Genomic DNA, 24,740 nt, shown 5'->3' with positions numbered 1-24,740 from the left:
ATGAGCCGGGGGTGGGAGCGGGCGATCGCCCGCGTCCTGGGCGAGGACGGGCGCCCGGAGGGCGCGGCGTTCCTGATCGCCGGGGGCTTTCTGCTGACGTGCTCGCACGTGGTCGCGGACGTGCTGGGCCTCGGCGGAGACGCGGCTGTGGAGGCGGGCGCGGAGGTCACGGTGGACTTCCCGCTCGCGGGACGGCCGGGGCCGCTGACGGCGCGGGTGCGGGTGAGCACGCCGATCGGGGCGGACATGAGCGGGGACCTCGCGGTGCTCGAGCTGGCCTCACCGCCGCCCGAGGGGATCATGCCGATGCGCCTGTCGGCCGTCGAGGAGCTGGCCGGGCACCGGTGGCGGGCTTTCGGGTTCCCGGTGGGGCGCGGGGGCGCGAAGGACGCCGGGGTGTGGAGCACCGGGGTGGTCGAGGGGCGCGAGGGCACCGGGTGGCTGCAGCTGCGCGCGGACCGGGACGCGGCGTTCGTGCTGGCGCAGGGGTTCAGCGGCGGCCCGATCTTCGACGAGGAGCTCGGCGCGGTCGTCGGGATCGTGGTGACGGTGGAGGCGGACGCGGGCCTGCGCACCGGGTACGCGTTGACGGTCGAGTCGGTCGAGCGGGACTGGCCGGATCTGCGCGCGGCGCTGGTGGCCGGCAACCCGTACCGGGACCTGTCGGCGTTCGCGGAGGGCGACGCGTCGGTGTTCTTCGGCCGGGAGGCGGAGACGACGCGGCTGGTGGATCTGGTCGAGCGGGAGAGCGCGGCGATCGTGCCGGTGCTGGGGGCGTCCGGGGTGGGCAAGTCCTCGCTGGTCAACGCCGGTCTGGTGGCGCGGCTGCGGGATTCGGGGCGTTACCTCGTCGCGCGGATCCCGCACGGGCGGCGCTATTCCGCGCCGGAGCTGGTCGCCTGGGCGCTGCTCGGGCCGGCCGGGCCGGAGCCCGGGGACGAGCAGGTCTGGCGCGGCCGCTGGCAGGAGTTGAGCGAGCAGCTCGGGGCGCCGGGCGGGCTCGAGGTCGCGGTCGACCGGGCGCTGGCCGGGTGGCCCGAGGGCTCGCGGCTGCTGCTGGTGGCCGATCAGTTCGAAGGCCTGCTGGCCGAGGCGCCGGAGACGGCCGGGCATCTGGACGCGCTGCTCGGGGCGCTGACGGCGCGGCGTCCGGACGGGTCGCGCGGCGTGCAGGCGGTGGTGGTCGCCCGGATCGACTTCCTGCGGCACCTGGAGGCGGCTCCGCACGTCGCGGCGGCGTGGGATGAGACGCACGTGGTGATCCCGCCGCTGACGCGCGATCAGCTGCGCGCGGTGGCGGCCGATCCGCTCGAAGGGCTCGGCGGGGTGCGGTTCGCGGACGGCCTGCTCGAGCGGATCCTCGAGGAGACCCCGCCGGGCGCGGCCGGGCTGCCGCTGCTCGAGTTCACGTTGGCGCAGTTGTGGCGGGAGCAGTCGCGCGGGGAGCTGACCGCGGCGGCGTATCACGCGTTGGGCGGGGTGGGCGGTGCGCTCGCGGGGATCGCCGAGCGCAGCTTGTTCGAGTGGGCGGACAAGGCGGAGGAGGCCGCGCTCGAGCGGATCTTCATCCAGTTGGTGCGGCCGGGCGAGGTGCTCGATGCCGGGGAGCGTTCCCCGGATACGCGGCGGGTGGCCGAGAGCGACCAGTTCGGCGCGGCCGAGCGCCCGGTGCTCGCGCGCCTGTCGACCTCGCGGCTGGTGGTGACCACCCGTCAGCCGGCCGGCGCGTACACGGTCGAACTCGCGCACGAGGCGCTGATCCGGGCGTGGCCGCGGCTGGCCGAGTGGGTCGAGCGCAACCGGGAGTTTCGCACCTGGCAGGAGCAGGTGCGCGCGGCGCGGCGGGCGTGGGCGGGCGCCGGGCGCGACCGGACCAGGGTGCTCGGGCCGGGGCAGGTTCAGGCGGCGCTGGAGTGGATGCGGGCGCGGCCGGCGGAGGTCGGGGCGGCCGAGCGGGAGTTCGTCGAGGAGAGCCGGCAGGTCGCGGCGCGGCGGCGGCGCCGTCGCAGGGGTCTGATCGGGGCGCTGGTGGCGGCGAGCCTGCTCGGGGCGAGCGCCGCGGTGATCGCGGGCCAGCAGCACGATTACGGGGTCACGCAGCAGCAGGCGGCGTTCTCGCGCGAGTTCGCCTCGCGCTCGGCGGCGCTGGCCGGTTCGAACCCGAACATGGCCAAGCAGTTGGCGGTCGCGGCGTATCAGAGCGCGCCGACGGCGGAGGCGTTCGACGCGCTGATCGGCGGTATCGCGCTGCCCGGGATCATCGCGGCGCCGGCGGTCTCCGGCGTGGAGGTCAGCGACACGGTGATCGCGATGGACCTCGCCGGGAAGGTGGAGCTGTGGAGCCGCGCCGGGCACGAGGTCGTGGCGAGCCTGGCGGACGTGGGTGTCTCGGCGATGGCGCTCAGCGCCGACGGTGAGCAGCTCGCACTCGGCACCACCGTCGGCGCGGTCGCGGTGTGGGACATCGCCGACCCGGCGCGGCCGGTGCGCACGCGCGAACCGGCGACCGCGGGCGGATCGGTGCTCGCGCTCGCCTTCAGCCCGGACGCGTCGCTGCTCGCCGCGGGCGAATCTGATGGCAGGGTCCTGCTGTGGCCGGGTTCCGGCAGTGCTCCCGAGGCGAGGATGTCCGCGGGGAGCGGGACGGTCTGGGGCCTGGCTTTCAGCCCTGACGGCGGGAGGCTGGCGGCGGCCGATCAGGACGGCGGCACGAGCCTGTGGGATCTGTCCGCACCGGCGTCTCCGAGGTCGGTCGCGCGGATGGCGGGCTCCGGAGTGATGCGGGCGGTCGCCTTCAGCCCGGACGGGCGCGAGCTGGCCGCGACGGGCGCGGATCAGGGGGTGCGGCTGTGGAACGTGTCGGGCGGGGGCGCCCCGAAGCTCGAGTCGACGCTGGATCTGAGTGACGGAGGCGGTGGCGAGGGCGATGCCCTGGTCTTCTCGCGCGACGGGAACGACCTGTTCACCGCCACCTCAGACCAAGGCGCTGATGTCAATGTTTGGAATCTGGCGAATCCGGACGGCCCGGCGACGACGCTGCCGGACCCCGGCGCAAGCCTCGGTCTCGCGCTGAGCCCCGACGGGACGCTGGTCGCGCTCGCGCAGAGCTCGGCGGATCCGCGCATCCCGGACGACGAGGTGAAGATCTGGGACGTGGCGAACCTGACGACGCCCGGCGCACAGACGCTGGAGGCGCTGGGCGCGGCCGCCTCCCTCGCCCTCTCCCCCGACGGGAGCGTGCTGGCCGAGTCGGGGTTCGACGGCGTCGGGCTGTGGGACGCCAGCGACCCCGCGCATCTGCAGCAGCTCTCGACGCTGCCCGACCCGGATGGCGAAGGGGAGAACGTCGCGATCAGCGGGCACCTGCTCGCCGTGGGATCCATCGACGCGGTCACTCTGTTCGACATCACCGACCCGGCCCGCCCGGTACGGCGCGGCGCGGTCACAGTCACCGGCGGAGTCGGCGGGGTCGTCGGCGGCGCGGACAGCCTCGACGTCACCTTCAGCCCGCGCGGCGACCTGCTCGTAGCGAGGGACGAGTTCCTCGACTCGGCCTGGATCATCGGCACCGCGGACCCGGCCCGGCCCACACAGCTCGTGCACTTCGCGCACGTCCCGAGCGGGGACATGTCCTTCAGCGCCGACGATGCGAGCCTCGCGATCGCCGCCTCCCCGAGCGGGCCCGGCGGGGACGAGCCCCCGGCCCTGTGGGACGTGCGCGACCCGGCCCACCCCGCCGTGCTCGCCGCCCCGGCCGCCCGGATCGGCCCGGCCACCGCGCTCGACTTCGCCCCCGGCGCCTCACTGCTCGCGGCCGCCACGCCCGCCGGAGGCGTCGGGCTCTGGCGCACCACGGCCGACGGAGCGGCGCAGGTCGCGCCGCTGCCCGGCGGCGGATCAGCCGCGGTGACCGTGCGCTTCAGCGCCGACGGGCGTTTCCTCGCGGAGGTCGAGGTGACCGGGGCGATGCGCATGTGGGACGTATCCAAGCCCTCCGCCCCCGTACTGATCGGCCAGTACGTCGTGTTCGACGCGCTTGCGATGAACCTGGCCGTCGGCGAGGTCGTCCTGGCGGTCGGCCCGCCCCGGGCGAGCGACCAGAGCCGGGAGATCTACACCGACGTCTACGGCGGCGACGGGGCCGCCTGGACCACCAGCGCCGCCGGCCTCACCGCGCAGCTGTGCGGAGCCGTGGGCGACCTGCAGCCCCCGGCGCAGCTCGCGCAAGCCGCGCCCGGCGCGAGCGTCACGACCCCCTGCCGCGGCGCCGGCTGAGCCCCGAACCGACCAGCGATCCGACCTACCCCAGGAGTGGATGAGCACATGAACACGACACGAGCGATCGCCGGCGCGTTCGCGGTGACGGCCGCGCTGGCCGCCTCCGGGTGCGCCTCCGCCTCGTCGCAGAGCACTGTCGCGCAGGTCTCCACGAGCGGGCCGGCCTCGCCGACGGCGGCGGCACCCTCGACCCCGGCGAACTTCGACGCGTTCGCGGGCAAATGGGTCGGGCACGGCAACGACATGAGTGTCGCGCGCGACGGCACGTTCATCATGGAGGAGCGCACCTACCAGGACTGCTCCGAGAGCGCGCCGCCCTGCGACAACATGAGCGACAACATCATCACCGACGGCGCGGTCGCGCACGGGAAGCTGCAGACCGTCTCCGGCACCACGGCCACCGGGTGGGTCTTCACGACCTCCGACCCGGCCCTGCTGCCCGAGGGCACGATCACCTTCGACCTGGACCCGGCGAACGACGAAATCGACGCGCTGAACCTGAACTGGTGCGGCCCCGACGCCCCGTCAGGACTCTGCGACTAGGCGGCGACGAGCGGCCCGGTCAGGGCCGCAGCAGGAGGATCACCACGGCGGCGACGAGGACGATCGCGCCGATCAGCACCGAGATCTTCGTGCGGCTGTACGGCCGGTCCCCGGCTACTTCGCCGGTGGAGCCGTTGACGAGCGCGGAGAAGGTGCGGGTGGCGTGGGCGTAGGTCACGAGCCAGGCCGGCAGCAGGAGCAGCGTGCACGACTCGTCGGCGTAGTCGGTGGCCACCTCCTTGATCCGCTGCTCGTCGCCGCCGATGTCCGCCCGGACGTCGCGCTCGATCTGCTCGCCCATGAGGTAGGTGGCCTGGACGAAGCCCTGGCCGGGCTCGAGGTCGTAGGCGATGATGCGCCGGCCCTCGGTCGCGCCCTGCGCGTAGGGGGCGAGCGCGGCGAGCGGCCAGTCCGGGACCTTGTCCGGCAGCGGCGTGCACGCCGGTACGCGTACGCCGTCGAAGTAGCGCACGACCTGGCCGGCCGTGTGGTCCCAGTCGGTGTACCGCTCGGTCTCCCAGGACCCCTCGGACTGCCCCTCGCTGTTGGTGTGGGTGCGGTAGACGGAGCGGGACTTGTGCACGCCGCGGCGCCCGACGTAGTTCGTGCGGGTGCTCGCGCTGAATGCCCAGAACGGCAGGTAGACCCCGTCGAGGGAGCGCACGGCGGCGGCGGCTTTGAACGACTTCGGGGCGAGGCGGCGGTGCGCGATCCACGCGCGCAGCGCGGTGCGTGCGCCGGCCTCGTCGAGGGCGAAGAGCGCCAGCGCGTCGGGGCGGGCCGGCTCGGTCAGGTCGGAGTCGAGCGTGAGCGGCTGCGCGCAGGAGGCGCAGCACAGGGCGAACACCTTCTCGCCCACCGCCGCCCCGCACTGCCTGCACGCCTCGATCGGCGCCACCGCCCGGCCCGGCGCGGCGAGCACGGCGCGCAGCGGGTGGCGCGGGATCTGGCCCGGCGCGTTGTCCCAGACGGGTTCGGCCAGCGTTCCGTCAGACACAGCGGTATCCCCCCCGTTGAACCCGTCAATCCCCTGACGGTCATTGTGCCGTAGGAACGCGGGCCGGGAAAGGGGCTTCGGCCCCTCCCGGGTTCCGGTCGGGGAACCGGGGAGGGGCCGAAGCCGTGCGTCAGGGATCTGGCGGCCTGTCAGCCGCAGGCGGCGCCGTTGAGGGTGAAGCTCGTGGGCGGTGCGTCGCTGCCGGTCCAGGTGCCTTGGAACCCGAAGCTGGTGCTGGCGCCCGGGGCGATGGCCGCGTTGTAGCTCATGTTCACGGCCGTGACGCTCTCGCCGGACTGGGTGGCCGTGGCGTTCCAGGCGTTGGAGAGTTTCTGGTCGCCCGCGAAGGTGAACTTCAACGTCCAGCCGTTGATGGCGGTGCTTCCTGTGTCGTTGATCACGACGTTGGCGGTGAAGCCGCCGGCCCACTGGGAGGTGGTGGAGTACTGCACGGTGCACGTCGCGGAGGAGGTGGCCGAGGCCGACGGGCTGGCCGAGTGCGACGCGGACGCGGACGCGGAGGCCGACGGAGAGGCGGAGTGGGACGCGGACGCGGAAGCAGAGGGCGACGGAGAGGCGGAGTGGGACGCGGACGCGGAAGCAGAGGGCGACGCGGAGGCCGATGCGGACGGCGAGGGCGAGGCGCTGGTGCCGGTGCCGCTCGCGACGACGTAGGTGACCAGGGAGCGGGCCGGGATGGTGCCGGAGAACGCGCCGCCGGCGAGCGAGATCGCGCTCTGGCTGGCCGCGTTGCTCGACGCGTTGGTCAGCACCGGGGTCGCGGTGCCGGTGGTGATGCCGGTGCCGGACAGGGAGAAGCCGACGGTGTCCGCGCTCGAGGCGGTGTTGAGCGCGACGATGGCGACGGTGCCGTCGGTGTTCTTGAACGCGCTCAGGTCCACGTTGGCGTTGGAGCTGGTGGCGGCGATGCGCACGGCGCCGGGGTGGATGTAGCGGCTGTAGTTCGCGAACGCCCACACGCGGCTGGAGGCGGAGGCGGTGCCGTTGCTGTTGAGCCAGACCAGGCCGCCGTTGGCGTTGTTGGTGTCCGCGCCCTCCCAGTACAGGTAGGCGCTCAGGTTCGCCTCGGTCAGGCCCTGGTAGATGCGCTGGGCCCAGGTGAATCCGGCGTCTGCGGTCCCGTCGTCCCAGGCGGCGTCGAACGCGTTGGAGGTGCCCATCCACTCGGACTGCCAGACCGGCTTGCTCCAGCCGGAGAGCAGCGAGGTCGGCGCCTGGGTGTAGCCGTGGCTGGTGAACGCCTGGGTGTACTGGTTCGCGGTCGCGTCCGCCTCGATCGCGGCGGAGTAGGTCTGCGCGGTGTCCCAGCCCTCGGTCGCGCAGCACTCGACCTTGGTGGACAGGCCCGAGGTGGCGATGGCCGGGCCGAGGGTCTCGAGGAACTGCGCGGTCTGCGCGGGGCTGAGCTGCATGCTGTCGTAGGAGGTGGCGATGTTCGCCTCGTTCTCCGGGCCGATCCAGGTCAGCGGGACCCCGGCGGCCGAGTAGTCCGCGGCGTACTGCTCGAGGTAGTTCGCGTACGCCTGGCGCCAGTCGCCGCTCGAGCAGCTCGCGCCGGTCACCCCGCACAGGGTGCCGCCGTTGTCGACGGAGTCGTTGGTCTTCATGTACGCCGGGGCGCTCCAGGCGTCGGCGATGATGTCGGAGACCCCGTACTTGGCCTTGATGGTCTGGGCGAGCCAGAGCTGGCCGGAGTCCTGGTTGATCGAGGCGAGCGAGGCGTAGGACGGGGTCGCGCTCGGGCTCGCGGGCGCGGTGGGCTCGATGGTGCTGCCGGAGTCGGCGGAGATCTCGTTGCGCAGGATGGTCAACCCGGCCCCGGCGGTGGGGCTGTAGAGGAAGTCCAGGGCCTGCTGCTGTTCGGCGCTCGGCGCGTTCATCAGCGAGGAGGCCTGGCCGAACGCCTGGGAGGCGCCGAACCCGGCCATGGTCTGGTAGGTGCTCGCGCCGTTGATCGTCGCGGTGTCGGCGGCGTAGGCGGGCGTGGACGGGAGCAGGGCGAGGGCCGCGGCCACGCCCAGCACGCTCAGGCCGGCGGCGAGCGCCAGGCCCGGGCGCCGGGGTGCGGCGGGCCGTGTGTCGGTGGGCATCGTGGGGGGTTCCTTCGCATCGCGAGGACGAGGGCGGTCGCGGGGAAGGACGCGGCACAACCGGTTCAGGCCCGCTGCGGGGTAGAGATAACACCACGTCAGAGCCACGTCAAGTGGTTGTGAAAGTTACATTCGGGCCCTGCGATGCGGGCGCCGGGCCGGTGTCGAACGCCGGTCGGGTGAGGGGGTCGAACGGGCCGCGGCGCGCGGGCGGCGGGCTCACGCCGCCCGGCGGTGCCTTGACGGCCGAGGGCGGGTCGGGGATCCTGGAAGGTCGCCCCGGCGACGGCTGTTCCCGTGGAGTTCTCGAAGACTCCATGAACCGGATGATTGCCCCATAAGGGTTCTCATCGCACAATCGGACACGTCCCTGACATACCCACGTTAGGTCACCGATATGTCTCTACGCTCCTTCGCCCGATCCCGGGCCGGCAGCGCCACGGCCGCGGTCACCGCCGCGGCCCTGGCCTGCGCCCTCGGCCTGCTCGCCGTGACCGCCAGCCCGCACGCGCACGCGGCCACCGCCAAACTCAAGGTCCTGTTCGACGACGCGCACGCCGAGACCGCCGGCAACGCCGACTGGATCATCAGCACCTCGATGCCCGACCCCACCGCGCAGAAGGCCAACCCCACGGTCGAGACCGACTGGACCGGCGCCATCTCCGCCTGGGGCGTCGCGCTGCAGAAGACCGGGAACTACACCCTGCAGACCAACACCAAGGCCATCACCTACGGCGACTCCTCCAACCCGCAGGACCTGTCGAACTTCGACGAGTTCGTCCTGCCCGAGGCCAACACGCTGCTCACGGCCGCGGAGAAGACCGCGGTGATGAAGTTCGTGCAGGCCGGCGGCGGGCTGTTCCTCGTGGTCGACCACAACGGCAGCGACCGCAACAACGACGGGTACGACTCCCCCGCCATCGCGAATGACCTGATGACGAACAACTCGGTCGACAGCACCGACCCGTTCGGGTTCTCGGTCGATCTGCTCGACATCGCCAGCGGCTACCCCAAGGCGATCACCGACGCCGCCAACCCGATCCTGCACGGCTCCTTCGGCACCGTCACCGGCGGCGCGATCTACGACGGCACCACCGTCACCCTGCACCCGGCCGACAACGCCGACGCCAAGGGCCTGGTCTACGTCTCCGGGGCCACCTCCGGCGGAAACACCGGCGCGTTCTTCGCCACCAGCACCTTCGGCGCCGGCCGCGTCGCGGTCTGGGGCGACAGCTCCGACATCGACGACGGCACCGGGCAGAGCGGCAACACGCTCGAGAACGGCTGGAACGACGCGAACGCCACCGACTCCCAGCTGGGCCTGAACGCCACCGCGTGGCTCGCCGGATCCGGGACCACCGCGACCTCCTCGGCGAGCGCGACCCCGACCACCGCGAGCCCGTCGGCCTCGGCCACCGGCACCGGCGGCGGCTCCTCGTGCACGGCGGCGCAGCTGCTGGGCAACCCCGGGTTCGAGACCGGCTCGGCCTCGCCCTGGACGGTCACCTCCACGCACTCCCCGGTCAACGTCATCGAGGACACCTCCGCCGAACCCGCGCGCACCGGCAGCTACGACGCCTGGCTCGACGGCTGGGGCGCGGCCACCACCGACACGCTCGCGCAGTCCGTGGCCATCCCGGCCGCCTGCAAGAACGCGAGCTTCTCCTTCTACCTGCACATCGACACCGCCGAGACCGGCTCGACCGCCTACGACACGCTGAGCGTGCAGGTGCTGAGCACCTCCGGCGCCGTCCTGGGGACCCTGGCGAGCTTCTCCAACGTCAACAAGGCCTCCGGCTACACCCAGCACAGCTACAGCCTCGCCGCCTACGCCGGACAGTCCGTCACCGTGAAGTTCACCGGCACCGAGGGCTCGAAGCTGCAGACCTCGTTCGTGCTCGACGACACCGCGCTCAACGTCTCCTGACGAAGCCGGTGCGCCCCCGCCGCTCCGCCGGGCGGGGGCGCGCCCTCAGGAGAGCACCTTGCGGCGGAAGTTGCGCAGCCCCAGGCCGAGGAAGACCACGAGGAACCCGATCAGCACCGGGTAGACGATGTACAGGTGCATGTGCGGCGCCTCGGTCAGCGCCGCCCGCATCCCCTCGTTGATGTAGATCAGCGGATTGACCAGCACGACGGTCTGCAGCCACGGGAAGGCGCCGACCTTCACCGGCGCCAGGCGCGTCCACTCGTAGTAGGTGCCGCCGAGGAAGGTCAGCGGCAGCACCACGAACCCGAACATCAGCCCGATGTTGCGCGCCTCGAAGCTCGTGCCCAGCAGCAGCCCGAGCGAGGTCATCGCCACGCACGCGAGCGGGATGATGGTGACCACGATCCACCAGTGGAACGAGAGGTCCGCGTGCACGCCGCGGGCGTGGACCACCGCGGCGATCGGGAAGACGATCAGCGCCGAGATCACCCCCTGGGCCGCCGCGGACAGGATCTTCGCGACCCCCACCAGCCAGATCGGGCACGGGGCCTGGACCCGGTCCTCGATCTCGCGGGTGTAGCCGAACTCGGCCGAGAGCTGCAGCGCGACGGCCTGGATGCCCTGGAACATGATGGTGATCCCGACCACGCCCGGCACCAGCACCGTCGCGAACGCCGACTCCCCGGCCGCCCCGCCCCCGCCGCCCACCCCCTGCCCGATCGTGGGGAAGACGTAGAGGAAGACGAACACCAGCAGGAACGGCTGGATCAGGGTGCGTGCGACGAACTCGCCGAAGTTCTTGCGCAGCACCGTCAGGTCCCGCAGGATCAGCGCGCCCAGCGCCGTGCGCGAGGCCGCGGCGGTGGAGCGCGCCGGGGTGGTGCGGATCGCGGTCTCGGCACTCATCAGTCGCGCAGCTCCTTGCCGGTCAGCCCGATGAAGACGTCTTCCAGGCTCGGCTCGGCCACCGACAGGTCGGCCACCTCGTACCCGGCGGACTCCGCCGCCGTCACGATCCGCGCGAGCGAGCCGGCCGCGCCGCGCAGGTGCAGCTCGAGCGAGATCCCGGCGGTGCGCACCCGGGTGACCCCCGGCACCCGCTCGCGCAGCTCCTGCCCGAGCCGGTGCAGGTCGCCGGTGGCCTTGAGTGTGACGATCGTGTCCGCGTCCACGCCGCGCTTGAGCTCGGTGGGGGTGCCCAGGGCGAGGATCCGGCCGTGGTCCATGATCGCGACGCGTTCGCACAGCCGGTCCGCCTCCTCCATGTAATGCGTCGTCAGTAGGATCGACTGGCCGTCGGCGTTGAGCTCGCCGAGGATCTCCCACAGGGCCAGGCGCGACTGCGGGTCGAGCCCGGCGGTGGGCTCGTCGAGGAAGAGCACGGCCGGGCGGTGCAGGATCGCGCGGGCGACCATGAGGCGCTGGGCCATCCCGCCGGAGAGCGCGAAGACCGACGCCCTCGCCCACTTGACCAGGTGGAAGCGCTCGAGCAGCCGGTCGGCGGCCGCGCGCGAGGCGGCCCGGCCGACCCCGAACAGCAGGCCGTGGAAGTAGAGGTTCTCCCAGACCGTCAGCTGCCGGTCGAGGGTGTTCTGCTGGGAGACGACCCCGAGCAGCTGCTTGGCCAGCGCCGGGCGCGCGATGACGTCCACCTCGCCGATGTGGGCGCGCCCGGAGGTCGGCAGCACCCGGGTGGTGAGCATCCCCACGGTGGTGGTCTTGCCGGCGCCGTTCGGCCCGAGCAGCCCGAAGATCTCACCGGGGCGCACGTCGAGGTCGAGCTGGTCGACGGCGGAGAAGTCGGTGCCGGGGTAGACCTTCGTCAGCCGCTCGGTGCGGATGATCCCGGGCGACGGCGGCGCGGGTTCGTGCTCCACCGCTCTAGGCTAGGGCCCCGGGCCGGGCCGCGGCCCGGAAGACCCACCGGGGGAAGGCGAAGTAGTTGCCGACGCCGACCACGGCCGAGACCAGGATCTTCGCGATCCGGTAGTCCAGGCCCGTGCCGGAGAGCACCGGCACCAGCGCCGCGGTCACCCCGAGGCCCAGCAGGACCACGACGGTGTAGCGGATCAGCGCCGCGCGCGGGGTGGCGCCGGCGGAGGCCTGCTCGAACACCCACTGGCGGCTCAGGACGAAGTTGACCAGCGACGCGAGGGCGAAGGCGAGCGCGGTGGCGAGGGCGAGCTGCAGGTGCGCGCCGCCGTGCAGCGCGATCAGGCTCGCGGTGTCGAGCAGGAACGTGCCGAACCCGACCGCGCTGTAGCGCGCGATCTCCAGCAGGCGTGCCTTCGTCAGCCACTGTGACCAGCCCGTACCGCTCATACCTCGTCGCTCCCCCGCCGCTCCCGGTGATCCGTGCTCAGTACGCATATCACGCCCGGGTGAACCGCAGGCCACGTACGCGCTAGCCTGGCGCGATGACGGTGGGACAGCGAAAGCACACGAGTCCGACGCGGCGCACGCTGGACGAGGGTGTGGTGGGGCGGCTGGTCGAGGCGGCGGTGCCCGGGGCCGAGGTCGGCGGATGGGAGGCGCTCGGCGGCGGGGAGTTCGCGGCGGTCGCGCGCGTCGCGCTGCGCGACGGACGCGAGCTGGTGCTCAAGGTCGGGCCGGCGCCCGGGGTGACGCTGCTCGCCTACGAGCGCGGCATGGTCGCGGCCGAGGCGCGCTACCTGACCCGGCTCGGCAACGAGGCGCCGCAGGTGCCGGTGGCCACACTCCACGCCGACGGCGAGGACGCGGACGGGGGCGAGTGGATGGCGGTCTCGCTGTTGCCCGGCAAGCCGCTCTACCACTACCTCGACGCGGCGCGCGAAGCGGGCGAAGCTGACCCGAGCGGCCCGGTGCGCGCGGCGCTGGGGGCGGCGTGTGCACGCGTGCACGCGCTGAGCTCGCCCGACGGGAGCTTCGGCTACGACGACGGGGTGCGCCCGCACGGCGCGACCTGGCCCGAGGCGTACTGCGCGATCATCGAGGCGCTGCTGGCCGACGCCGCGGCCTGGGACCTCGCGCTGCCCGCGCCGGCCGAGCAGATCCGTGCCCTGATACGCCGCAACGCCGACGTGCTCGCCCACGTGCGCCGGCCCGCGCTCGTGCACTTCGACCTGTGGGACGGCAACGTGCTCGCCGCCCCCGGCCCCGACGGCGCGCTCGAGCTGAGCGGCCTCGTGGACGGCGAACGCTTCCTCTACGGCGACCCGCTGATCGACTTCGTCTCCACCGCCCTGTTCCGGCGCATCGAGTCCGAGCCCGGGCACCCGTTCCTCGCCGGGTACCGCGCCGCCACCGGGGAGGCGGGCCGCGCCTTCACCGACGGCGAACTGCGCCGGCTCACCCTCTACCGGCTGCACCTGTACCTGCTGATGTACGTCGAGATGCCCAGCCGCGGCAAGCGCCGCGGCGCGCCCGAGCACGCCGAACGGTGGGAGAGGCTCGAGGCCGCGCTGCTCGGCGAGATCGCCCACCTCGAGAAGCTCTCCCCCGAAGAGCCCTGACCTGCGGTGACGCGCCGTCAGAAGGGCCTGGCGGCGCGGCTGTCGGTGGCGCAGGGCACAATCAGCGCATGGACGAGAACCCCGGAACCGGCCCGATGCCGCTCGCCGAGGCGATAGCGGAGTTCCTGCGCTCGCGCGCCGCCCTGAAGCAGTCCGCGAACACCCTCGCCGCCTACCGGCGCGACCTCGAAGGCCTCGGCGCGCTGCTGGCCCGCCAAGCCGGGTGCGAGCACGCCGGGCAGCTCGGGCTCGAGAAGGTCACCGGGCGGGCGCTGCGGGCCGCGTTCGCCGAGTACGCCGAGCCGCGCGCCGCCTCCTCGATCGGGCGCGCCTGGTCGGTGTGGAACCAGTTCTTCACCTTCCTCGTCGCCGACGAGCTCGCCCCCGGCAACCCGATGGGCTCGGTCGGCCGGCCCAAGGCCCCGCACCGCTACCCCAAGCCGCTGCGCGGCGAGGACACTCCCGAGCGGCTGCTCGAGACGGCCGCCGCCCCCGCGGACGCGACCCGGCGCCGCGCGCCCTGGCCCGAACGCGACTTCGCCGTGCTCGCGGTGCTCCTGTGCGCCGGGCTGCGCTCGAGCGAACTGCTCGAGCTGACCGTGGCGAGCCTCGGCGGGCGCACCGGCGAGCGGATCCTGACCGTGCGCGGCAAGGGCGGCAAGGAACGCGCCGTCCCGGTCGAACCCGAGCTCGAAGCCGTCATCGAGGACTACCTCGCCTCCCGCGCCGCCCGCCGCGCCGGACGCGAGGCCGCCCGCTCCGAGCCCCTGTTCGTCGGCGCCGACGGCGAGCGCCTCGGCCGCGGCGCCCTGCAGTACCTCGTCTCGCGCGCCTACCGGGAGGCCGGGGTCTCCGGGCAGGTCCCGGCAGGAGCGTCGGTGCACGCGCTGCGCCACACCTTCGCCACGCGCCTGGCCGAGGACGGGGCGAGCGCGGTGGAGATCATGCGGCTGCTCGGCCACGCCTCCCTGACCACCAGCCAGAACTACATCGACGCCACCGCCCGCGAGCAGCGCGCCGCGATCCGCGCCTCGCGCACCTCGCAGGCGCTCACGCGCCTGCTGCGGCCCTGACCCGCTTCACGCCGCGTCACTTCCCCCGGCGGGCGTAGCCGCCCGGTGCCCGGGGTGCGGGCCGGGCCCGGGCGGGCGAGGCTGAGGGCGTCGGAAGATCACGCGGAAGTAAGGCGGCGGGAGCGATGACGCAGGCGCAGGCGGCCAGGGTGCCGCGGATCGTCGTGGTGGGTGCCGGATTCGCGGGCCTGGCGTGCGTGCGCCGGCTCGAACGCCGCCTCGGGCCGCGCGACGCCCGGATCATGCTGGTGGACCCCACCTCCCACTCGCTCTACCTGCCGCTGCTCCCGCAGGTCGCCTCCGGCGTGCTCGGCGCCTCCTCGGTCGCCACCCCGCTGGCCCGCCTGCTGCGGCGCACCGTGCGCGTGCCGGCCGGCGCGCTCGGGGTGGACCTGCCCGCGCGCACCCTCTACATCCGGAAGATCACCGGGGAGGACGACGCGCTGCGCTACGACTACCTCGTGCTCGCCCCCGGCTCGGTCACCCGCACCTTCGAGATCCCGGGCCTGGCCGAGCACGCCCGCGGCATGAAGACGCTCAAACAGGCCCTGAGTCTGCGCGACCACGTCATCGCGCAGCTCGAGCTCGCCGCCGCGGCCAACAGCGCCGAGGAGAAGCGGCGGCGCTGCTCGTTCCTCGTGGTCGGCGGCGGATACGCGGGCACCGAGACGTGCGCGTGCCTGCTCGAGCTCACCCGCAACGCCGCCCGCAAGATGCCGGGCCTGCACCCGGACATGATCCACTGGACGCTCGCGGACATCGCCCCCACGCTCATGCCCGAGCTCGGCGAGGAGCTCGGCACGAAGGCCCAGAAGATGCTGATCAACCGCGGCGTGGACTTCCGCCTCGGGGTCTCGGTCGCCTCCGTCACCGACGACGAGGTGAAGATGACCGACGGCTCCGTCCTGCCGACCCAGACCCTGGTGTGGACCGCCGGAGTGGCCGCGTCCCCGCTGGTGCGCGGCCTCGGCGAGTCGCTGCGCGGGCGCGTGGTGGTCGGCGCGGACCTGCGCCTGCCGGCCTGGGACGGGGTGTTCGCGCTCGGGGACTGCGCCGCCGTGCCGGACCTGGCCAAGCAGCGCGAGGGCGTGGACAACGCCGTGTGCCCCCCGACCGCGCAGCACGCCATGCGCCAGGGGAAGGTCGCGGCCGACAACGTCGTCTCGGCGATGCAGGGGCGCCCGCCGCGCGACTACTACCACAAGGACCTCGGGCTCGTGGTCGACCTCGGCGGTCCGCGCGCGGTGGCCAAGCCGCTGGGCATCCCGCTCTCCGGCGTCCCCGCGCAGATCGCCACCCGCGGCTACCACCTGCTCGCGATGCCCTCGGTACGCTCGCGGCTGCGGGTGACCGGGAACTGGATCAGCCACGGCGTCGCCGGGGACGACCTGCTGCGGGTGGACCTCGGCATCGACCGGCCGCGCACGATCGCCGGATACGAGTTCACCGACATCTACCCCGACCCCGAGCACATCGCCGGCATCATCGAAGGGCTCGAGTCGGACCGGCGCGAGCAGGAGTGAGCGCCCGGGCACCGGCTTGACCGTCCGCGCGCTTGATCGTCCACGCGGGGCGTGTGGGAAGATCCCGCCGTGAGCCCCGAGCCGATACCCGCGCAGGAGGCCGAGAGCCCGGCCGCGGCCGCCGCCCTGCGCGACGCGTCGCACGTCTCGGCCCGCCAGATCCTCGCGCTCGCGCTGCCCGCGCTCGGCGCGCTGGTGGCCGAGCCCCTGTTCGTGCTCGCCGACAGCGCCATCGTCGGGCACCTCGGACCCGCGCAGCTGGCGGGCCTGGGCACCGCCGGCGCCGCGCTCAGCACCCTGGTCAACGTCTGCGTGTTCCTCGCCTACGGCACCACCGCGCAGGTCAGCAGGCTGATGGGAGCCGGGCGGCGGCGCGAGGCGCTGGCGCGCGGGATCGACGGGATGTACCTGGCGGCCGGGCTCGGCGCCGTGCTCGGGGTGATCGGGGCGCTGGCCGCCGGACCCATCGTGCGCCTGCTCGGGGCGACCGACCAGGCCGCCCCCTACGCCGAGACCTACCTGCGCATCAGCTCCGCCGGACTACCCGGGATGCTGCTGGTGCTCGCCGCGACCGGGCTGCTGCGCGGCCTGCACGACATGCGCACCCCGCTGATCGTCGCGGGCGTGGCCGCGGTGGCGAACACGGCGTTGAACTGGCTGCTGGTCTACCCCGTCGGGTGGGGCATCGCCGGGTCCGCGGCCGGGACCGCGCTCGTGCAGAGCGGCATGGCGCTCGCCTACGTGCGCACCGCCCGCCGGGCCGCGCGCGCCGAGCAGCTCCCGCTGCGCCCGGAGCTCGGGGCGCTGCGCGCGTCCCTGTCGGCGAACGCCGCGCTGCTCACCCGCACGGTCGGGCTGCGCGTCTACCTGCTGGCCGGGGTGTGGGCGGCCGGGTCGCTCGGCACGGTCGCGCTCGCGGCGCACACCATCGCCGCGAACCTCTGGTCCACCCTCGCGCTCGCCCTCGACGCCCTCGCCATCGCCGCCCAGGCGCTGGTCGGCCACGAGCTCGGGGCCGGGCGCACCGGGCAGGTGCGGGCCGTGGTCGCGCGGATGAACCGATGGGGCCTGGGCTTCGGCGCCGTCACCGGGATCGGGCTGCTCGCCCTGAGCCCCGTGCTCGCCGGCGCGTTCACGGGCGATCCGGCGGTGCGCCACGCCCTGATCCCCGCGCTCGTGCTCGCCGCGGCGTTCCAGCCGGTCGCCGGTGTCGTGTTCGTCCTCGACGGCGTGCTCATCGGCGCCGGCGACGCGACCTACCTCGCCTGGGCGTCGCTGGCGTGCACCGCGGTCTTCCTCGGCGCGCTCGCGCTCGTGCTCGGCGCCGGGTGGGGGCTGACCGGGCTGTGGGGCGCGATCGGGCTGTTCACGCTCGTGCGCCTGGCGTTCCTGTGGGTCCGGGCCCGCGGCACCCGGTGGCTGCGCGTCGGGGCGTCCGGGGAGGGTTAGGGCCCGGGCTCAGGGAGCCTGCTCGAGCAGCGCGAGGGCCGCGACGTCCTCGGGCTCGGTGCTCGGCGCCGCGGCGAACCAGGCTTCGAGGATCTCCTCGAGCACCGGCTCGGACAGCAGGCGCAGGCTCAGAGCCAGCACGTTCGCGTCGTTCCAGCGGCGCGCGCCGGCGGCGGTGGTCGCGTCCGTACACAGCGCCGCGCGCACCCCGGGGACCTTGTTCGCCGCGATCGAGGCGCCGGTTCCGGTCCAGCAGGCCACCACGGCCTGATCCGCGCGGCCCTCGGCCACATCCCGCGCGGCCTCGCGCGCGCACGCGGACCACACGCACGCCGCGTCGTGCGCGGCCCGCGTCCCGGAGAGCGCGCCGTGCGCCGTGACCTGGTGGCCGAGCCGCGTCAGCGCGGCCGGCAGGAGCGGGGCGATGCCGTCGCGGGTGTCGGCGGCCACGGAGATGCGCATACGGTGATCCTAAACCCCCGGGCCCGCCGCGCTAGGGTGGAAACACTCGGATACGGAAGGGGCCTGCGATGCCTGATGAGGTCGTGCTCTACACCCTCGGCGGCACCATCGCCATGGCCGGGACCACCTCCGGGCCCGGCGGCACGGTGGTGGCGCGCCTGAGCGGTGCGGACCTGGCCGCTACGGTGCCCGGGTTCGACGCGCTGCTCACCGAGGGCGGCACGCGGCTGCGGATCGAGGATGTCACCCGCCACCCGAGCGCCGACCTGACCTTCGCTCAGATCGCCGACCTCGTCGAGCGCGCCGGGCAGGCGGTGCGCGAGGGGGCGGCCGGGGTCGCGGTGACGCAGGGCACGGACACGCTGGAGGAGACCGCGTTCCTCGCCGACCTGCTCTGGGCGCACGAGGAGCCGCTGGTGTTCACCGGCGCGATGCGCAACCCCACCCTCGCCGGCGCCGACGGCCCGGCGAACCTGCTCGCGGCCGTGCGCACCGCCGCCGCCCCGCAGGCGCGCGGCCTCGGCGTGCTCGTCGCCTTCGACGACGAGCTGCACCCGGCCCGCTACGTCCGCAAGACGCACGCCACCTCCACCGCCACGTTCCGCTCGCCCGAGACCGGCCCGGTCGGGCACCTGGAGGAGGACCGGGTGCGCATCCTCACGCGCCCGCCGCGCCGAGCCCCGCTGCCCGCGCCGTCCGCCGGCGCCTTCGCCGCCACGCGCGTGCCCGTGCACACCTTCGTGCTCGACGAGGACGACGATACGTCCCTGGCGGGGTTCGCCCCGCACGTCGCGGGCCTGGTCGTGGCCGGATTCGGGGTCGGGCACGTGCCCGGGCGCACCGCGCCCGCGCTCGGCGAGCTGGCCGCGCGCATCCCGGTGGTGCTCACCTCCCGCACCGGCGCCGGGCCCGTGCTGCGCAACACCTACGGCGCGCCCGGCGCCGAGACCGACCTGCAGCGCAGGGGCCTGATCAACGGCGGCCGGCTCGGCCCGTACAAAGCCAGGATCCTGCTGCGCACCCTGCTGGCCGCCGGAGCCGACGACGCGCGGGTGCGCGCCGCGTTCGACGAGCACGGATAAGCCGGCTGCGGCCGGGCCGGGGCCGTGGCGGCCTGGTTCAGCGGGCGAGTGCCTTGAGCCGGGAGGCGGCTTCGGCCAGCACTTCGGGCCGCTTGCAGAACGCGAAGCGCACATACGGGGCGCCGGCGCCGCGGTGGTCGTAGAAGACCTGGCTCGGGATCGCCACCACGCCCGCGCGGTGCGGCAGCGCCCGGCAGAACGCCTCGCCGTCCACGCCCTCCGGGCCGGGAAGCCCGAGCGGCCGGATGTCCGCGGTCACGAAGTACGTCCCCTGCGAGCGCATCACCCCGAACCCGGCGTCGCGCAGCGCGCCCGAGAGCAGGTCCCGCTTGGCCTGCAGGTCCGCGGCGAGGGCGTCGAAGTGCGCGTCCGGCAGCGCGAGCGCCTCGGCCACGGCGTACTGGAACGGGCCGGAGGCGACGTAGGTGAGGAACTGCTTGGCCGTGCGCACTGCCGTCGTCAGCTCCGGGCTCGCGCACACCCACCCGACCTTCCAGCCGGTCACCGAGAAGGTCTTGCCCGCCGAGGAGATCGCCACCGTACGCTCGCGCATCCCCGGCAGCTCGGCCAGGCTCCGGTGCGCGAGCCCGTCGAACACCAGGTGCTCGTAGACCTCGTCGGTCACCACCAGCAGGTCCCGCTCCACGCACAGCGCCGCGATCGCGGCGAGCTGCTCGTGCGGCAGGACGGTGCCGGTGGGGTTGTGCGGGGTGTTGAGCAGGATCAGCCGGGTCCGGTCGGTGACCGCGCCGCGCAGCTCGTCGAGGTCGAGCACGAACCGGTCCCCGTCCGGGCGCAGCGTCACCGGCACCCGCCGGGCCCCGGCCATCGCGATGCACGCCGCGTACGAGTCGTAGTACGGCTCGAGCGCGATCACCTCGTCGCCGGGCTCGAGCAGCGCGAGCAGCGCCGCCGCGATCGCCTCGGTTGCCCCCGCCGTCACCAGCACCTCGCGGTCCGGGTCGTAGCGCAGCCCATAGCGGCGCTCGCGGTGCGCGGCCACCGCGCGGCGCAGCTCCGGCACGCCCGCGCCCGGCGGGTACTGGTTGCCGCGGCCCTCTGCGATCGCGCGCCGGGCCGCCTCGAGCACGGGCGCGGGACCGTCGGTGTCCGGGAAGCCCTGGCCCAGGTTGATCGCGCCGGTCTCCGTGGCCAGCTGCGACATCTCCGCGAAGATGGTCGTGCCGAACTCGGCGAGACGGCGGTTGAGCAGCGGTCGGTCGGCGGTCACGGTCTTCAAGGCTCCCTCGGCGCACGGTCAGGTCGGGTCGCTGCCACCCTAGCGCCCGGCTGCGAGGCCGCGGCGCGCGCTCAGCCCAGCTGGATCGAGCGCTTGGCCAGGCCCATCCAGAACCCGTCGATCACGCTGCGCTGGCTGCCCAGGTCCGCCTCCCCGGCGCCGAGCGTGACGAACAGCGGCGCGAAGTGCTCGGTGCGCGGATGCGCGGCGTGGGCGGCCGGGGCGCGGTGGGCGAAGTCGAGCAGGGCGTCGATCCGGCCGGCGTCCAGCTCCTCCCGGCCCCACGCGTCGAACTCGGCCATCGCCGCCGCCACGGACCCGTCCCGAGTCAGGGCGGCGAGGTTGTGGGTGAAGAAACCGCTGCCGACGATCAGCACGCCCTCGTCGCGCAGCGGCGCGAGCCGGCGGCCCACCTCGAACAGCGCCACCGGGTCCAAGCTCGGCAGCGAGATCTGCAGCACCGGGACGTCGGCGTGCGGATACATCTCCACCAGCGGCACGTACGCGCCGTGGTCAAGGCCCCGGTCCGCCACGTCCTGCACCGGCTGGCCCGCAGTGCGCAGCAGCGCCCGGACCTGCTCGGCCAGCCCGGGCGCGCCCGGCGCCGGGTAGCCGACCTCGTAGTAGTGCCGCGGGAAACCCCAGAAGTCGTAGACCAGCGGCATCGTGCGCACCGCGCCGAGCGCGAGCGGCGCGTCCTCCCAGTGCGCGGAGACCATCAGGATCGCGCTCGGCCGCGGCAGCGCCGCCGACCAGGCCGCCAGCTGCCCCGGCCACACCGGGTCGTCGGCCAGCGGCGGCGCCCCGTGGCTCAGGTAGAGCGCCGGCATCCGGCCCGAGGCGGGCACCTGCGGGACCGGCGGGACGACGGTGGCGTGCGGCGCGGCTTCGCTCATGCCCACGACGTTAGCCGACCGGGTCCGGGCGCGCGCGCCGCCCTGGGGCGATTGTCGACGGCCGGCGGTGATCGACGCTCGGCGGCCTCAGCGGTGGCGCAGCCGGTCCACCTCGCGCCGCTCGCGTTTGGTCGGGCGTCCGGCTCCGCGCTCGCGCACCGCGGTCGGCCCGGCGAACTCGCGCGGCGGGGGCGGGGGGCTCTCGTCGGTGTAGCACTCGGCCGCGGCCGGCGGACCGACCCGCTTGGAGATCAGCTTCGTGACGGTGACGGTGCGCTCCCAGCCGTCCGAGCGGCGCACCCGCACCTGGTCGCCGATCTTGACCGCCTGCGCCGGCTTGACCTTGTCCCCGTTCACGCGCACGTGCCCGCCCTTGCAGGCGTCCGCGGCCTGGGAGCGGGTCTTGGCCAGGCGCACCGACCAGATCCACGCGTCCAGGCGCACGTTCCCGGACGCCGCGTCGTTCTCGACCATGCCCGCGACGTTACCCGATCCGCCGCCCCGTCACGCAGCCGAATAAATCGCGGCCGAATAAATGGCTGCGGCCCGGCGAGATCCGCGCCCTACGATCCCGTCATGGACTGGAAGAACTGGCACGACCGGTACGACAACCCCGAATCCCCGTTCGTCGTGCGGCTCGAGACGATACAGGCGTGCATCCGCACCGCGCTCGACGAGGCCCCGCCCGGGCCGCTGCGCGCGGTGAGTGCCTGCGCCGGCCAAGGCAGGGACCTGATCCCCGTGCTCGCCGAGCATCCGCGCGGCCGCGACGTCCGGGCCCGCCTGGTCGAGCTCGACCCGGGCAACACCGAGGCCGCGCGCGAGCTGGCCGCGAAGGCCGGGCTCGACGGCGTCGAAGTCGTCACCGGCGACGCCGCGCTGACCGACCACTACCTCGACCTCGCCCCCGCGCACCTGGTGCTGCTGTGCGGGATCTTCGGCAACATCGTCCCGGCCGACATCGAGCGCACCGTGCGCACCAGCGCCGGGCTGTGCGCGCGCGGCGGCACGGTCGTCTGGACCCGCGGCCGCCGCGCCGACCCCGCCATGGTCCCGGCCGTCGCATCCTGGTTCGAGCGCGAAGGATTCGCAGAGGTCTTCCGCAGCCCCGAAGAGCTCGACCTGTTCGTCGGGGCGCACCGGCGCGTCGCCGAGCCCGTGCCGCTCGAGCCGGGCGGCAGCATGTTCGAGTTCATCGGCTATGACGTGCTCTACCCGCGCCCGGCCTGACCCTGTCTCAGGCGCGAGGTTCAGGCGCGACGTCCGGATCGGCGGCGCGGCGCGGCGAGGTGTCGGTGCGCGGCGCCGCCCGTACACTACGAGCCACGAACCCGGACAGCATCGAGCCCGGATCGACGCGGATCAGAAGGCGGGGAGCGGCTCGTTGAACGGATACGCCGTCTTCGACATCGAAACCACCGGCTTCCGGCTGCACGAGGACTCGATCGTCGAGATCGCGGTCGTGCACGTGGACCTGGACGGCGAGATCACCGGCACATGGGACACCCTGCTGCGCCCGCGCGGCGGGGACGTCGGCCCGACCCGTGTGCACGGGATCGACACGGCGATGGTGCAGGCGGCGCCCAGTTTCGCCTCCCTCGCCCGCCACCTCTACAGCCTCTTCGCCGGCCGCGTCCCGGTCGCCCACCGCCTGACCCAGTTCGACGGCCGTTTCCTCAACGCCCACTTCACCTGGTCGGGCATCGAGACGAGCGCGTTCACCGGCGGCCTGTGCACCTGGCAGCTGGCGAACCGTCACCTGCCGCTGGCCCACCACACCCTCGGCGACTGCTGCGCGTTCCTTGGCATCGACCTCGTCGGCGCCCACCAGGCCCTCGGCGACACGATCGCCACCGCGCACCTGCTGGCCCACTTCATCCGCCGCGGCCAGTGCCTGCCCGAACCGGCCCGCGCGATCCCCGCCCCCCGCGAGCCGTACTCGCACGAGTCGAGCACCGCGAAGCCGCTCTACCCGCGCGGCGCGGGGCGCGCGCCCGGCCAGCGGGAGGCGAGTCAGTGGTAGACGGGTCAGTGGTAGACGGCCGCCAGCACCGCGCGGGCCAGCGCGATCGAGTCGTCCTCGGACACTGACGTCCCGCTGACGGTGACCGAGATGTCGGCGACGGTGCCGGCGTGGATCTGGACGAGCGAGACGACGTCGATGGTCTCGCCTTCGATCGTGGCCGTACCGACCTTCGCCGCGTCGCCCAGACCCGGCACGTCCCGCTGCGCCAGCAGCATCGTCTGATCCTGCGCCAGCTTGTTCTCCGCGAGGTACTGCAGCGCGGTGGCGCCGGGCCGGGTCGGCTCGTAGCCGATGCCGACCAGCACGGTCGAGCCGTGCTCTGTGCCCGAATACATGCAGCCGTGCGCCGCGCTCGCCGAGGTCGTCAGCGTCATCTGGATCGACTCGGCCTGCGAGACGTCGCGCTCGCTCAGGCGCGCCACCGTCTTCGCCGGCAGGACGCAGCCGGTGGTGACGGAGGCGAACCCGGCCGTGTGGCTCCCGGACGACGCGGCGGCCGCGGCCGTACGCCCGGTCGACGACGTACGCCCGGTCGACGACGTACCGCCGCCGCCGTGGCCCGCGCTGCCGCTGCCGCTGCCGCAGGCGGACGCCGTGGCGAGTACCGCGCCGGCGAGCGCGAGGTGCGCCCAACTCTTCCTGTACATGATGTCCCTCCCGGTTCCGTGCCCCGCCGGCGCCCCGTCGGCGAAGGCTCGACAAATCGTGCCAAGCAGGCTGAGTAGCCTGATAAGCATGGAAACACGGGGAAGAAGGGACCGGTCCCTCGGGCGCGGAGGCCTTCCGGGCGGCGCCTCAGGCGTCTGAGAGGGTGCCGAGGACCGCGCCGTCGCAGTCCGGGGGCAGGAGTTCGACGGCGCGCGCGACGGCGGCCCGCGGATTGTCGAACTCGTCGTGGGCATCGCGGTTCGGCCGCCGCCACACCCGATAGCTCCCGTCGTCGTGCGGCTCGATCACGGCGCCGACGCAGTCGAACGGGAAGTCGGTGCAGCGGCTGAACCACAGGTTGAAATGACTCGTGACGGCGTAGAAGCGGCGCAGGCGCGGCTCGGCGTAGGCGGCGTCGAACAGGGCGCACAAGCCGGTGATCGCTCCGCGCCTGCGCCACTTCTCCCCCGGCGCACCGTCCCTTCTCCTCTGCCAGTTTCCCCTCCGCCGCTGCCAGTTCTCCTCCACCGCGAGCTCCACCGAGCCGGTCGCGAGGGCCTCGGCCATGGCCGGCAGCTCGATGAAGGCGGCGGCGGCCTTCATCCGGCGCGGGTCGGCGCCGGCGCACCACGCGGCCACGGCCCTGGCCACCGCCGTCAGATCCGGGGTGCGCCCGCGGGCGTGCGCGATGCCGGATTCGCGGTTGTCGAGGCTGAAGCAGCGTTCGAATCCGTGGGCTGAGACCACCAGGTCGGCGCGGCTGGGGGTCGGCGCCCGCAACCACACCTCGTCGAGGGATCCGTCCGGCACCGGCACGGGCGTGCCGAGATCCAGTCCCAGGTCCGCGCCCACCTGCAAGAGGGCCGGAAGAAGGCCGCCGGCCGCGACGACGTCCTCGTAGAACTCATGATGCGCATCGACCACGCTGAGATGCCGGCCCGCCGTCTGCTCCATGCCGAGCATTGTGCCCCCGTATCAGGCTTCTGCG

Annotated in this window: 21 protein-coding genes; 10 read left to right on the top strand and 11 right to left on the bottom strand. The window is 73.8% G+C overall.

The annotated features are described in order from the left end of the window. Both ACTRO_RS04460 and ACTRO_RS04455 read left to right on the top strand, forming a co-directional pair. Nucleotides 1-4,275 carry an nSTAND1 domain-containing NTPase gene (locus tag ACTRO_RS04460; RefSeq protein WP_034261331.1) on the top strand — a complete coding sequence of 1,425 codons (4,275 nt, stop codon included), beginning with the start codon at nt 1-3 and terminating at the stop codon, nt 4,273-4,275. A 48-nt stretch (nt 4,276-4,323) separates the two neighbouring features. Further along, on the top strand, nt 4,324-4,821 hold the full coding sequence (locus ACTRO_RS04455) for a hypothetical protein (RefSeq protein WP_034261329.1): 498 nt from the start codon (nt 4,324-4,326) through the stop codon (nt 4,819-4,821). 19 nt (nt 4,822-4,840) lie between these two features. Here ACTRO_RS04455 and ACTRO_RS04450 read toward each other — a convergent pair whose 3' ends face one another. After that, complete coding sequence (locus tag ACTRO_RS04450) at nt 4,841-5,818, bottom strand: hypothetical protein (protein WP_051450300.1); 978 nt, start codon at nt 5,816-5,818, stop codon at nt 4,841-4,843. Between the two features lie 149 nt (nt 5,819-5,967). Beyond that, nucleotides 5,968-7,929 carry a cellulose binding domain-containing protein gene (locus ACTRO_RS42740; RefSeq protein WP_051450299.1) on the bottom strand — a complete coding sequence of 654 codons (1,962 nt, stop codon included), beginning with the start codon at nt 7,927-7,929 and terminating at the stop codon, nt 5,968-5,970. Nucleotides 7,930-8,326: 397 nt separating this feature from the next. On the opposite strand from ACTRO_RS42740, the gene ACTRO_RS04440 reads away from it, so the two are divergent. Further along, nucleotides 8,327-9,856: a hypothetical protein gene (locus ACTRO_RS04440; RefSeq protein ID WP_034261327.1), complete on the top strand. Its 1,530-nt coding sequence runs from the start codon at nt 8,327-8,329 to the stop codon at nt 9,854-9,856. A gap of 45 nt (nt 9,857-9,901) precedes the next feature. On the opposite strand, the gene ACTRO_RS04435 is transcribed toward ACTRO_RS04440, so the two are convergent. From ACTRO_RS04435 to ACTRO_RS04425, 3 genes are read right to left on the bottom strand one after another with little or no spacing between them, the layout of a single operon-like run. Beyond that, entirely contained in the window at nt 9,902-10,765 is an 864-nt protein-coding gene (locus tag ACTRO_RS04435; protein ID WP_034261325.1) for an ABC transporter permease, read from the bottom strand. Next, complete coding sequence (locus ACTRO_RS04430; protein ID WP_034261323.1) at nt 10,765-11,736, bottom strand: ATP-binding cassette domain-containing protein; 972 nt, start codon at nt 11,734-11,736, stop codon at nt 10,765-10,767. Before ACTRO_RS04430 ends, ACTRO_RS04435 begins: the two co-directional genes overlap by 1 nt. Before the next feature lie 4 nt (nt 11,737-11,740). Continuing rightward, nucleotides 11,741-12,181, bottom strand: coding sequence for a GtrA family protein (locus tag ACTRO_RS04425; RefSeq protein WP_034261321.1), 441 nt, complete (start codon nt 12,179-12,181; stop codon nt 11,741-11,743). 95 nt (nt 12,182-12,276) lie between these two features. On the opposite strand from ACTRO_RS04425, the gene ACTRO_RS04420 reads away from it, so the two are divergent. The 4 genes from ACTRO_RS04420 to ACTRO_RS04405 all read left to right on the top strand — a co-directional run bounded on the left by ACTRO_RS04420 (nt 12,277) and on the right by ACTRO_RS04405 (nt 17,398). Then, the gene (locus ACTRO_RS04420) at nt 12,277-13,353 is read left to right on the top strand and encodes a phosphotransferase family protein (RefSeq protein ID WP_034261319.1); all 1,077 of its coding nucleotides are present in this window, start codon (nt 12,277-12,279) and stop codon (nt 13,351-13,353) included. 68 nt (nt 13,354-13,421) lie between these two features. Continuing rightward, the gene (locus ACTRO_RS04415) at nt 13,422-14,426 is read left to right on the top strand and encodes a tyrosine-type recombinase/integrase (protein ID WP_034261317.1); all 1,005 of its coding nucleotides are present in this window, start codon (nt 13,422-13,424) and stop codon (nt 14,424-14,426) included. A 125-nt stretch (nt 14,427-14,551) separates the two neighbouring features. After that, nucleotides 14,552-15,949, top strand: coding sequence for an NAD(P)/FAD-dependent oxidoreductase (locus tag ACTRO_RS04410; protein WP_034261315.1), 1,398 nt, complete (start codon nt 14,552-14,554; stop codon nt 15,947-15,949). Between the two features lie 69 nt (nt 15,950-16,018). Continuing rightward, complete coding sequence (locus ACTRO_RS04405) at nt 16,019-17,398, top strand: MATE family efflux transporter (protein WP_211244096.1); 1,380 nt, start codon at nt 16,019-16,021, stop codon at nt 17,396-17,398. 9 nt (nt 17,399-17,407) lie between these two features. On the opposite strand, the gene ACTRO_RS04400 is transcribed toward ACTRO_RS04405, so the two are convergent. Continuing rightward, nucleotides 17,408-17,860 (bottom strand): RpiB/LacA/LacB family sugar-phosphate isomerase, encoded by a 453-nt coding sequence (locus ACTRO_RS04400; protein ID WP_034261313.1) that lies wholly within the window; start codon nt 17,858-17,860, stop codon nt 17,408-17,410. Nucleotides 17,861-17,928: 68 nt separating this feature from the next. Here ACTRO_RS04400 and ACTRO_RS04395 point away from each other — a divergent pair, with 68 nt between their 5' ends. Then, nucleotides 17,929-18,942, top strand: a complete 1,014-nt coding sequence (locus ACTRO_RS04395) for an asparaginase (RefSeq protein WP_034261310.1) — start codon at nt 17,929-17,931, stop codon at nt 18,940-18,942. Nucleotides 18,943-18,979: 37 nt separating this feature from the next. Here the strand turns inward: ACTRO_RS04395 and ACTRO_RS04390 are convergent, their stop codons facing one another. The 3 genes from ACTRO_RS04390 to ACTRO_RS04380 all read right to left on the bottom strand — a co-directional run bounded on the left by ACTRO_RS04390 (nt 18,980) and on the right by ACTRO_RS04380 (nt 21,552). After that, complete coding sequence (locus ACTRO_RS04390) at nt 18,980-20,173, bottom strand: pyridoxal phosphate-dependent aminotransferase (RefSeq protein WP_211244095.1); 1,194 nt, start codon at nt 20,171-20,173, stop codon at nt 18,980-18,982. Nucleotides 20,174-20,253: 80 nt separating this feature from the next. Then, the gene (locus ACTRO_RS04385; protein ID WP_034273075.1) at nt 20,254-21,012 is read right to left on the bottom strand and encodes a DODA-type extradiol aromatic ring-opening family dioxygenase; all 759 of its coding nucleotides are present in this window, start codon (nt 21,010-21,012) and stop codon (nt 20,254-20,256) included. Nucleotides 21,013-21,165: 153 nt separating this feature from the next. After that, complete coding sequence (locus tag ACTRO_RS04380; RefSeq protein WP_034261304.1) at nt 21,166-21,552, bottom strand: RNA-binding S4 domain-containing protein; 387 nt, start codon at nt 21,550-21,552, stop codon at nt 21,166-21,168. Nucleotides 21,553-21,654: 102 nt separating this feature from the next. On the opposite strand from ACTRO_RS04380, the gene ACTRO_RS04375 reads away from it, so the two are divergent. Next, nucleotides 21,655-22,308 (top strand): class I SAM-dependent methyltransferase, encoded by a 654-nt coding sequence (locus tag ACTRO_RS04375; protein ID WP_034261302.1) that lies wholly within the window; start codon nt 21,655-21,657, stop codon nt 22,306-22,308. Nucleotides 22,309-22,462: 154 nt separating this feature from the next. Continuing rightward, the gene (locus tag ACTRO_RS04370; RefSeq protein ID WP_051450298.1) at nt 22,463-23,101 is read left to right on the top strand and encodes a 3'-5' exonuclease; all 639 of its coding nucleotides are present in this window, start codon (nt 22,463-22,465) and stop codon (nt 23,099-23,101) included. A gap of 5 nt (nt 23,102-23,106) precedes the next feature. Here ACTRO_RS04370 and ACTRO_RS04365 read toward each other — a convergent pair whose 3' ends face one another. Then, a complete protein-coding gene (locus tag ACTRO_RS04365; RefSeq protein ID WP_051450297.1) occupies nt 23,107-23,751 on the bottom strand; it encodes a hypothetical protein in 645 nt (214 codons plus the stop codon). A gap of 148 nt (nt 23,752-23,899) precedes the next feature. After that, on the bottom strand, nt 23,900-24,706 hold the full coding sequence (locus tag ACTRO_RS04360) for a DUF6193 family natural product biosynthesis protein (protein ID WP_157435759.1): 807 nt from the start codon (nt 24,704-24,706) through the stop codon (nt 23,900-23,902). Between the last annotated feature and the right edge of the window lie 34 nt (nt 24,707-24,740).

The sequence above is a fragment of the Actinospica robiniae DSM 44927 genome (assembly GCF_000504285.1).
Classification (GTDB): domain Bacteria; phylum Actinomycetota; class Actinomycetes; order Streptomycetales; family Catenulisporaceae; genus Actinospica; species Actinospica robiniae.
This window is presented reverse-complemented; position numbering and strand designations above follow the sequence as displayed.

Excerpts from the sequence above, each read along its gene's own strand:
- ACTRO_RS04460 (WP_034261331.1), top strand. The coding sequence starts at position 1 with ATGAGCCGGGGGTGGGAGCGGGCGATCGCCCGCGTCCTGGGCGAGGAC.
- ACTRO_RS04455 (WP_034261329.1), top strand. The coding sequence starts at position 4,324 with ATGAACACGACACGAGCGATCGCCGGCGCGTTCGCGGTGACGGCCGCG.
- ACTRO_RS42740 (WP_051450299.1), bottom strand. The coding sequence starts at position 7,929 with ATGCCCACCGACACACGGCCCGCCGCACCCCGGCGCCCGGGCCTGGCG.
- ACTRO_RS04440 (WP_034261327.1), top strand. The coding sequence starts at position 8,327 with ATGTCTCTACGCTCCTTCGCCCGATCCCGGGCCGGCAGCGCCACGGCC.
- ACTRO_RS04435 (WP_034261325.1), bottom strand. The coding sequence starts at position 10,765 with ATGAGTGCCGAGACCGCGATCCGCACCACCCCGGCGCGCTCCACCGCC.
- ACTRO_RS04425 (WP_034261321.1), bottom strand. The coding sequence starts at position 12,181 with ATGAGCGGTACGGGCTGGTCACAGTGGCTGACGAAGGCACGCCTGCTG.
- ACTRO_RS04420 (WP_034261319.1), top strand. The coding sequence starts at position 12,277 with ATGACGGTGGGACAGCGAAAGCACACGAGTCCGACGCGGCGCACGCTG.
- ACTRO_RS04415 (WP_034261317.1), top strand. The coding sequence starts at position 13,422 with ATGGACGAGAACCCCGGAACCGGCCCGATGCCGCTCGCCGAGGCGATA.
- ACTRO_RS04410 (WP_034261315.1), top strand. The coding sequence starts at position 14,552 with ATGACGCAGGCGCAGGCGGCCAGGGTGCCGCGGATCGTCGTGGTGGGT.
- ACTRO_RS04400 (WP_034261313.1), bottom strand. The coding sequence starts at position 17,860 with ATGCGCATCTCCGTGGCCGCCGACACCCGCGACGGCATCGCCCCGCTC.
- ACTRO_RS04395 (WP_034261310.1), top strand. The coding sequence starts at position 17,929 with ATGCCTGATGAGGTCGTGCTCTACACCCTCGGCGGCACCATCGCCATG.
- ACTRO_RS04385 (WP_034273075.1), bottom strand. The coding sequence starts at position 21,012 with ATGCCGGCGCTCTACCTGAGCCACGGGGCGCCGCCGCTGGCCGACGAC.
- ACTRO_RS04380 (WP_034261304.1), bottom strand. The coding sequence starts at position 21,552 with ATGGTCGAGAACGACGCGGCGTCCGGGAACGTGCGCCTGGACGCGTGG.
- ACTRO_RS04375 (WP_034261302.1), top strand. The coding sequence starts at position 21,655 with ATGGACTGGAAGAACTGGCACGACCGGTACGACAACCCCGAATCCCCG.
- ACTRO_RS04365 (WP_051450297.1), bottom strand. The coding sequence starts at position 23,751 with ATGTACAGGAAGAGTTGGGCGCACCTCGCGCTCGCCGGCGCGGTACTC.
- ACTRO_RS04360 (WP_157435759.1), bottom strand. The coding sequence starts at position 24,706 with ATGGAGCAGACGGCGGGCCGGCATCTCAGCGTGGTCGATGCGCATCAT.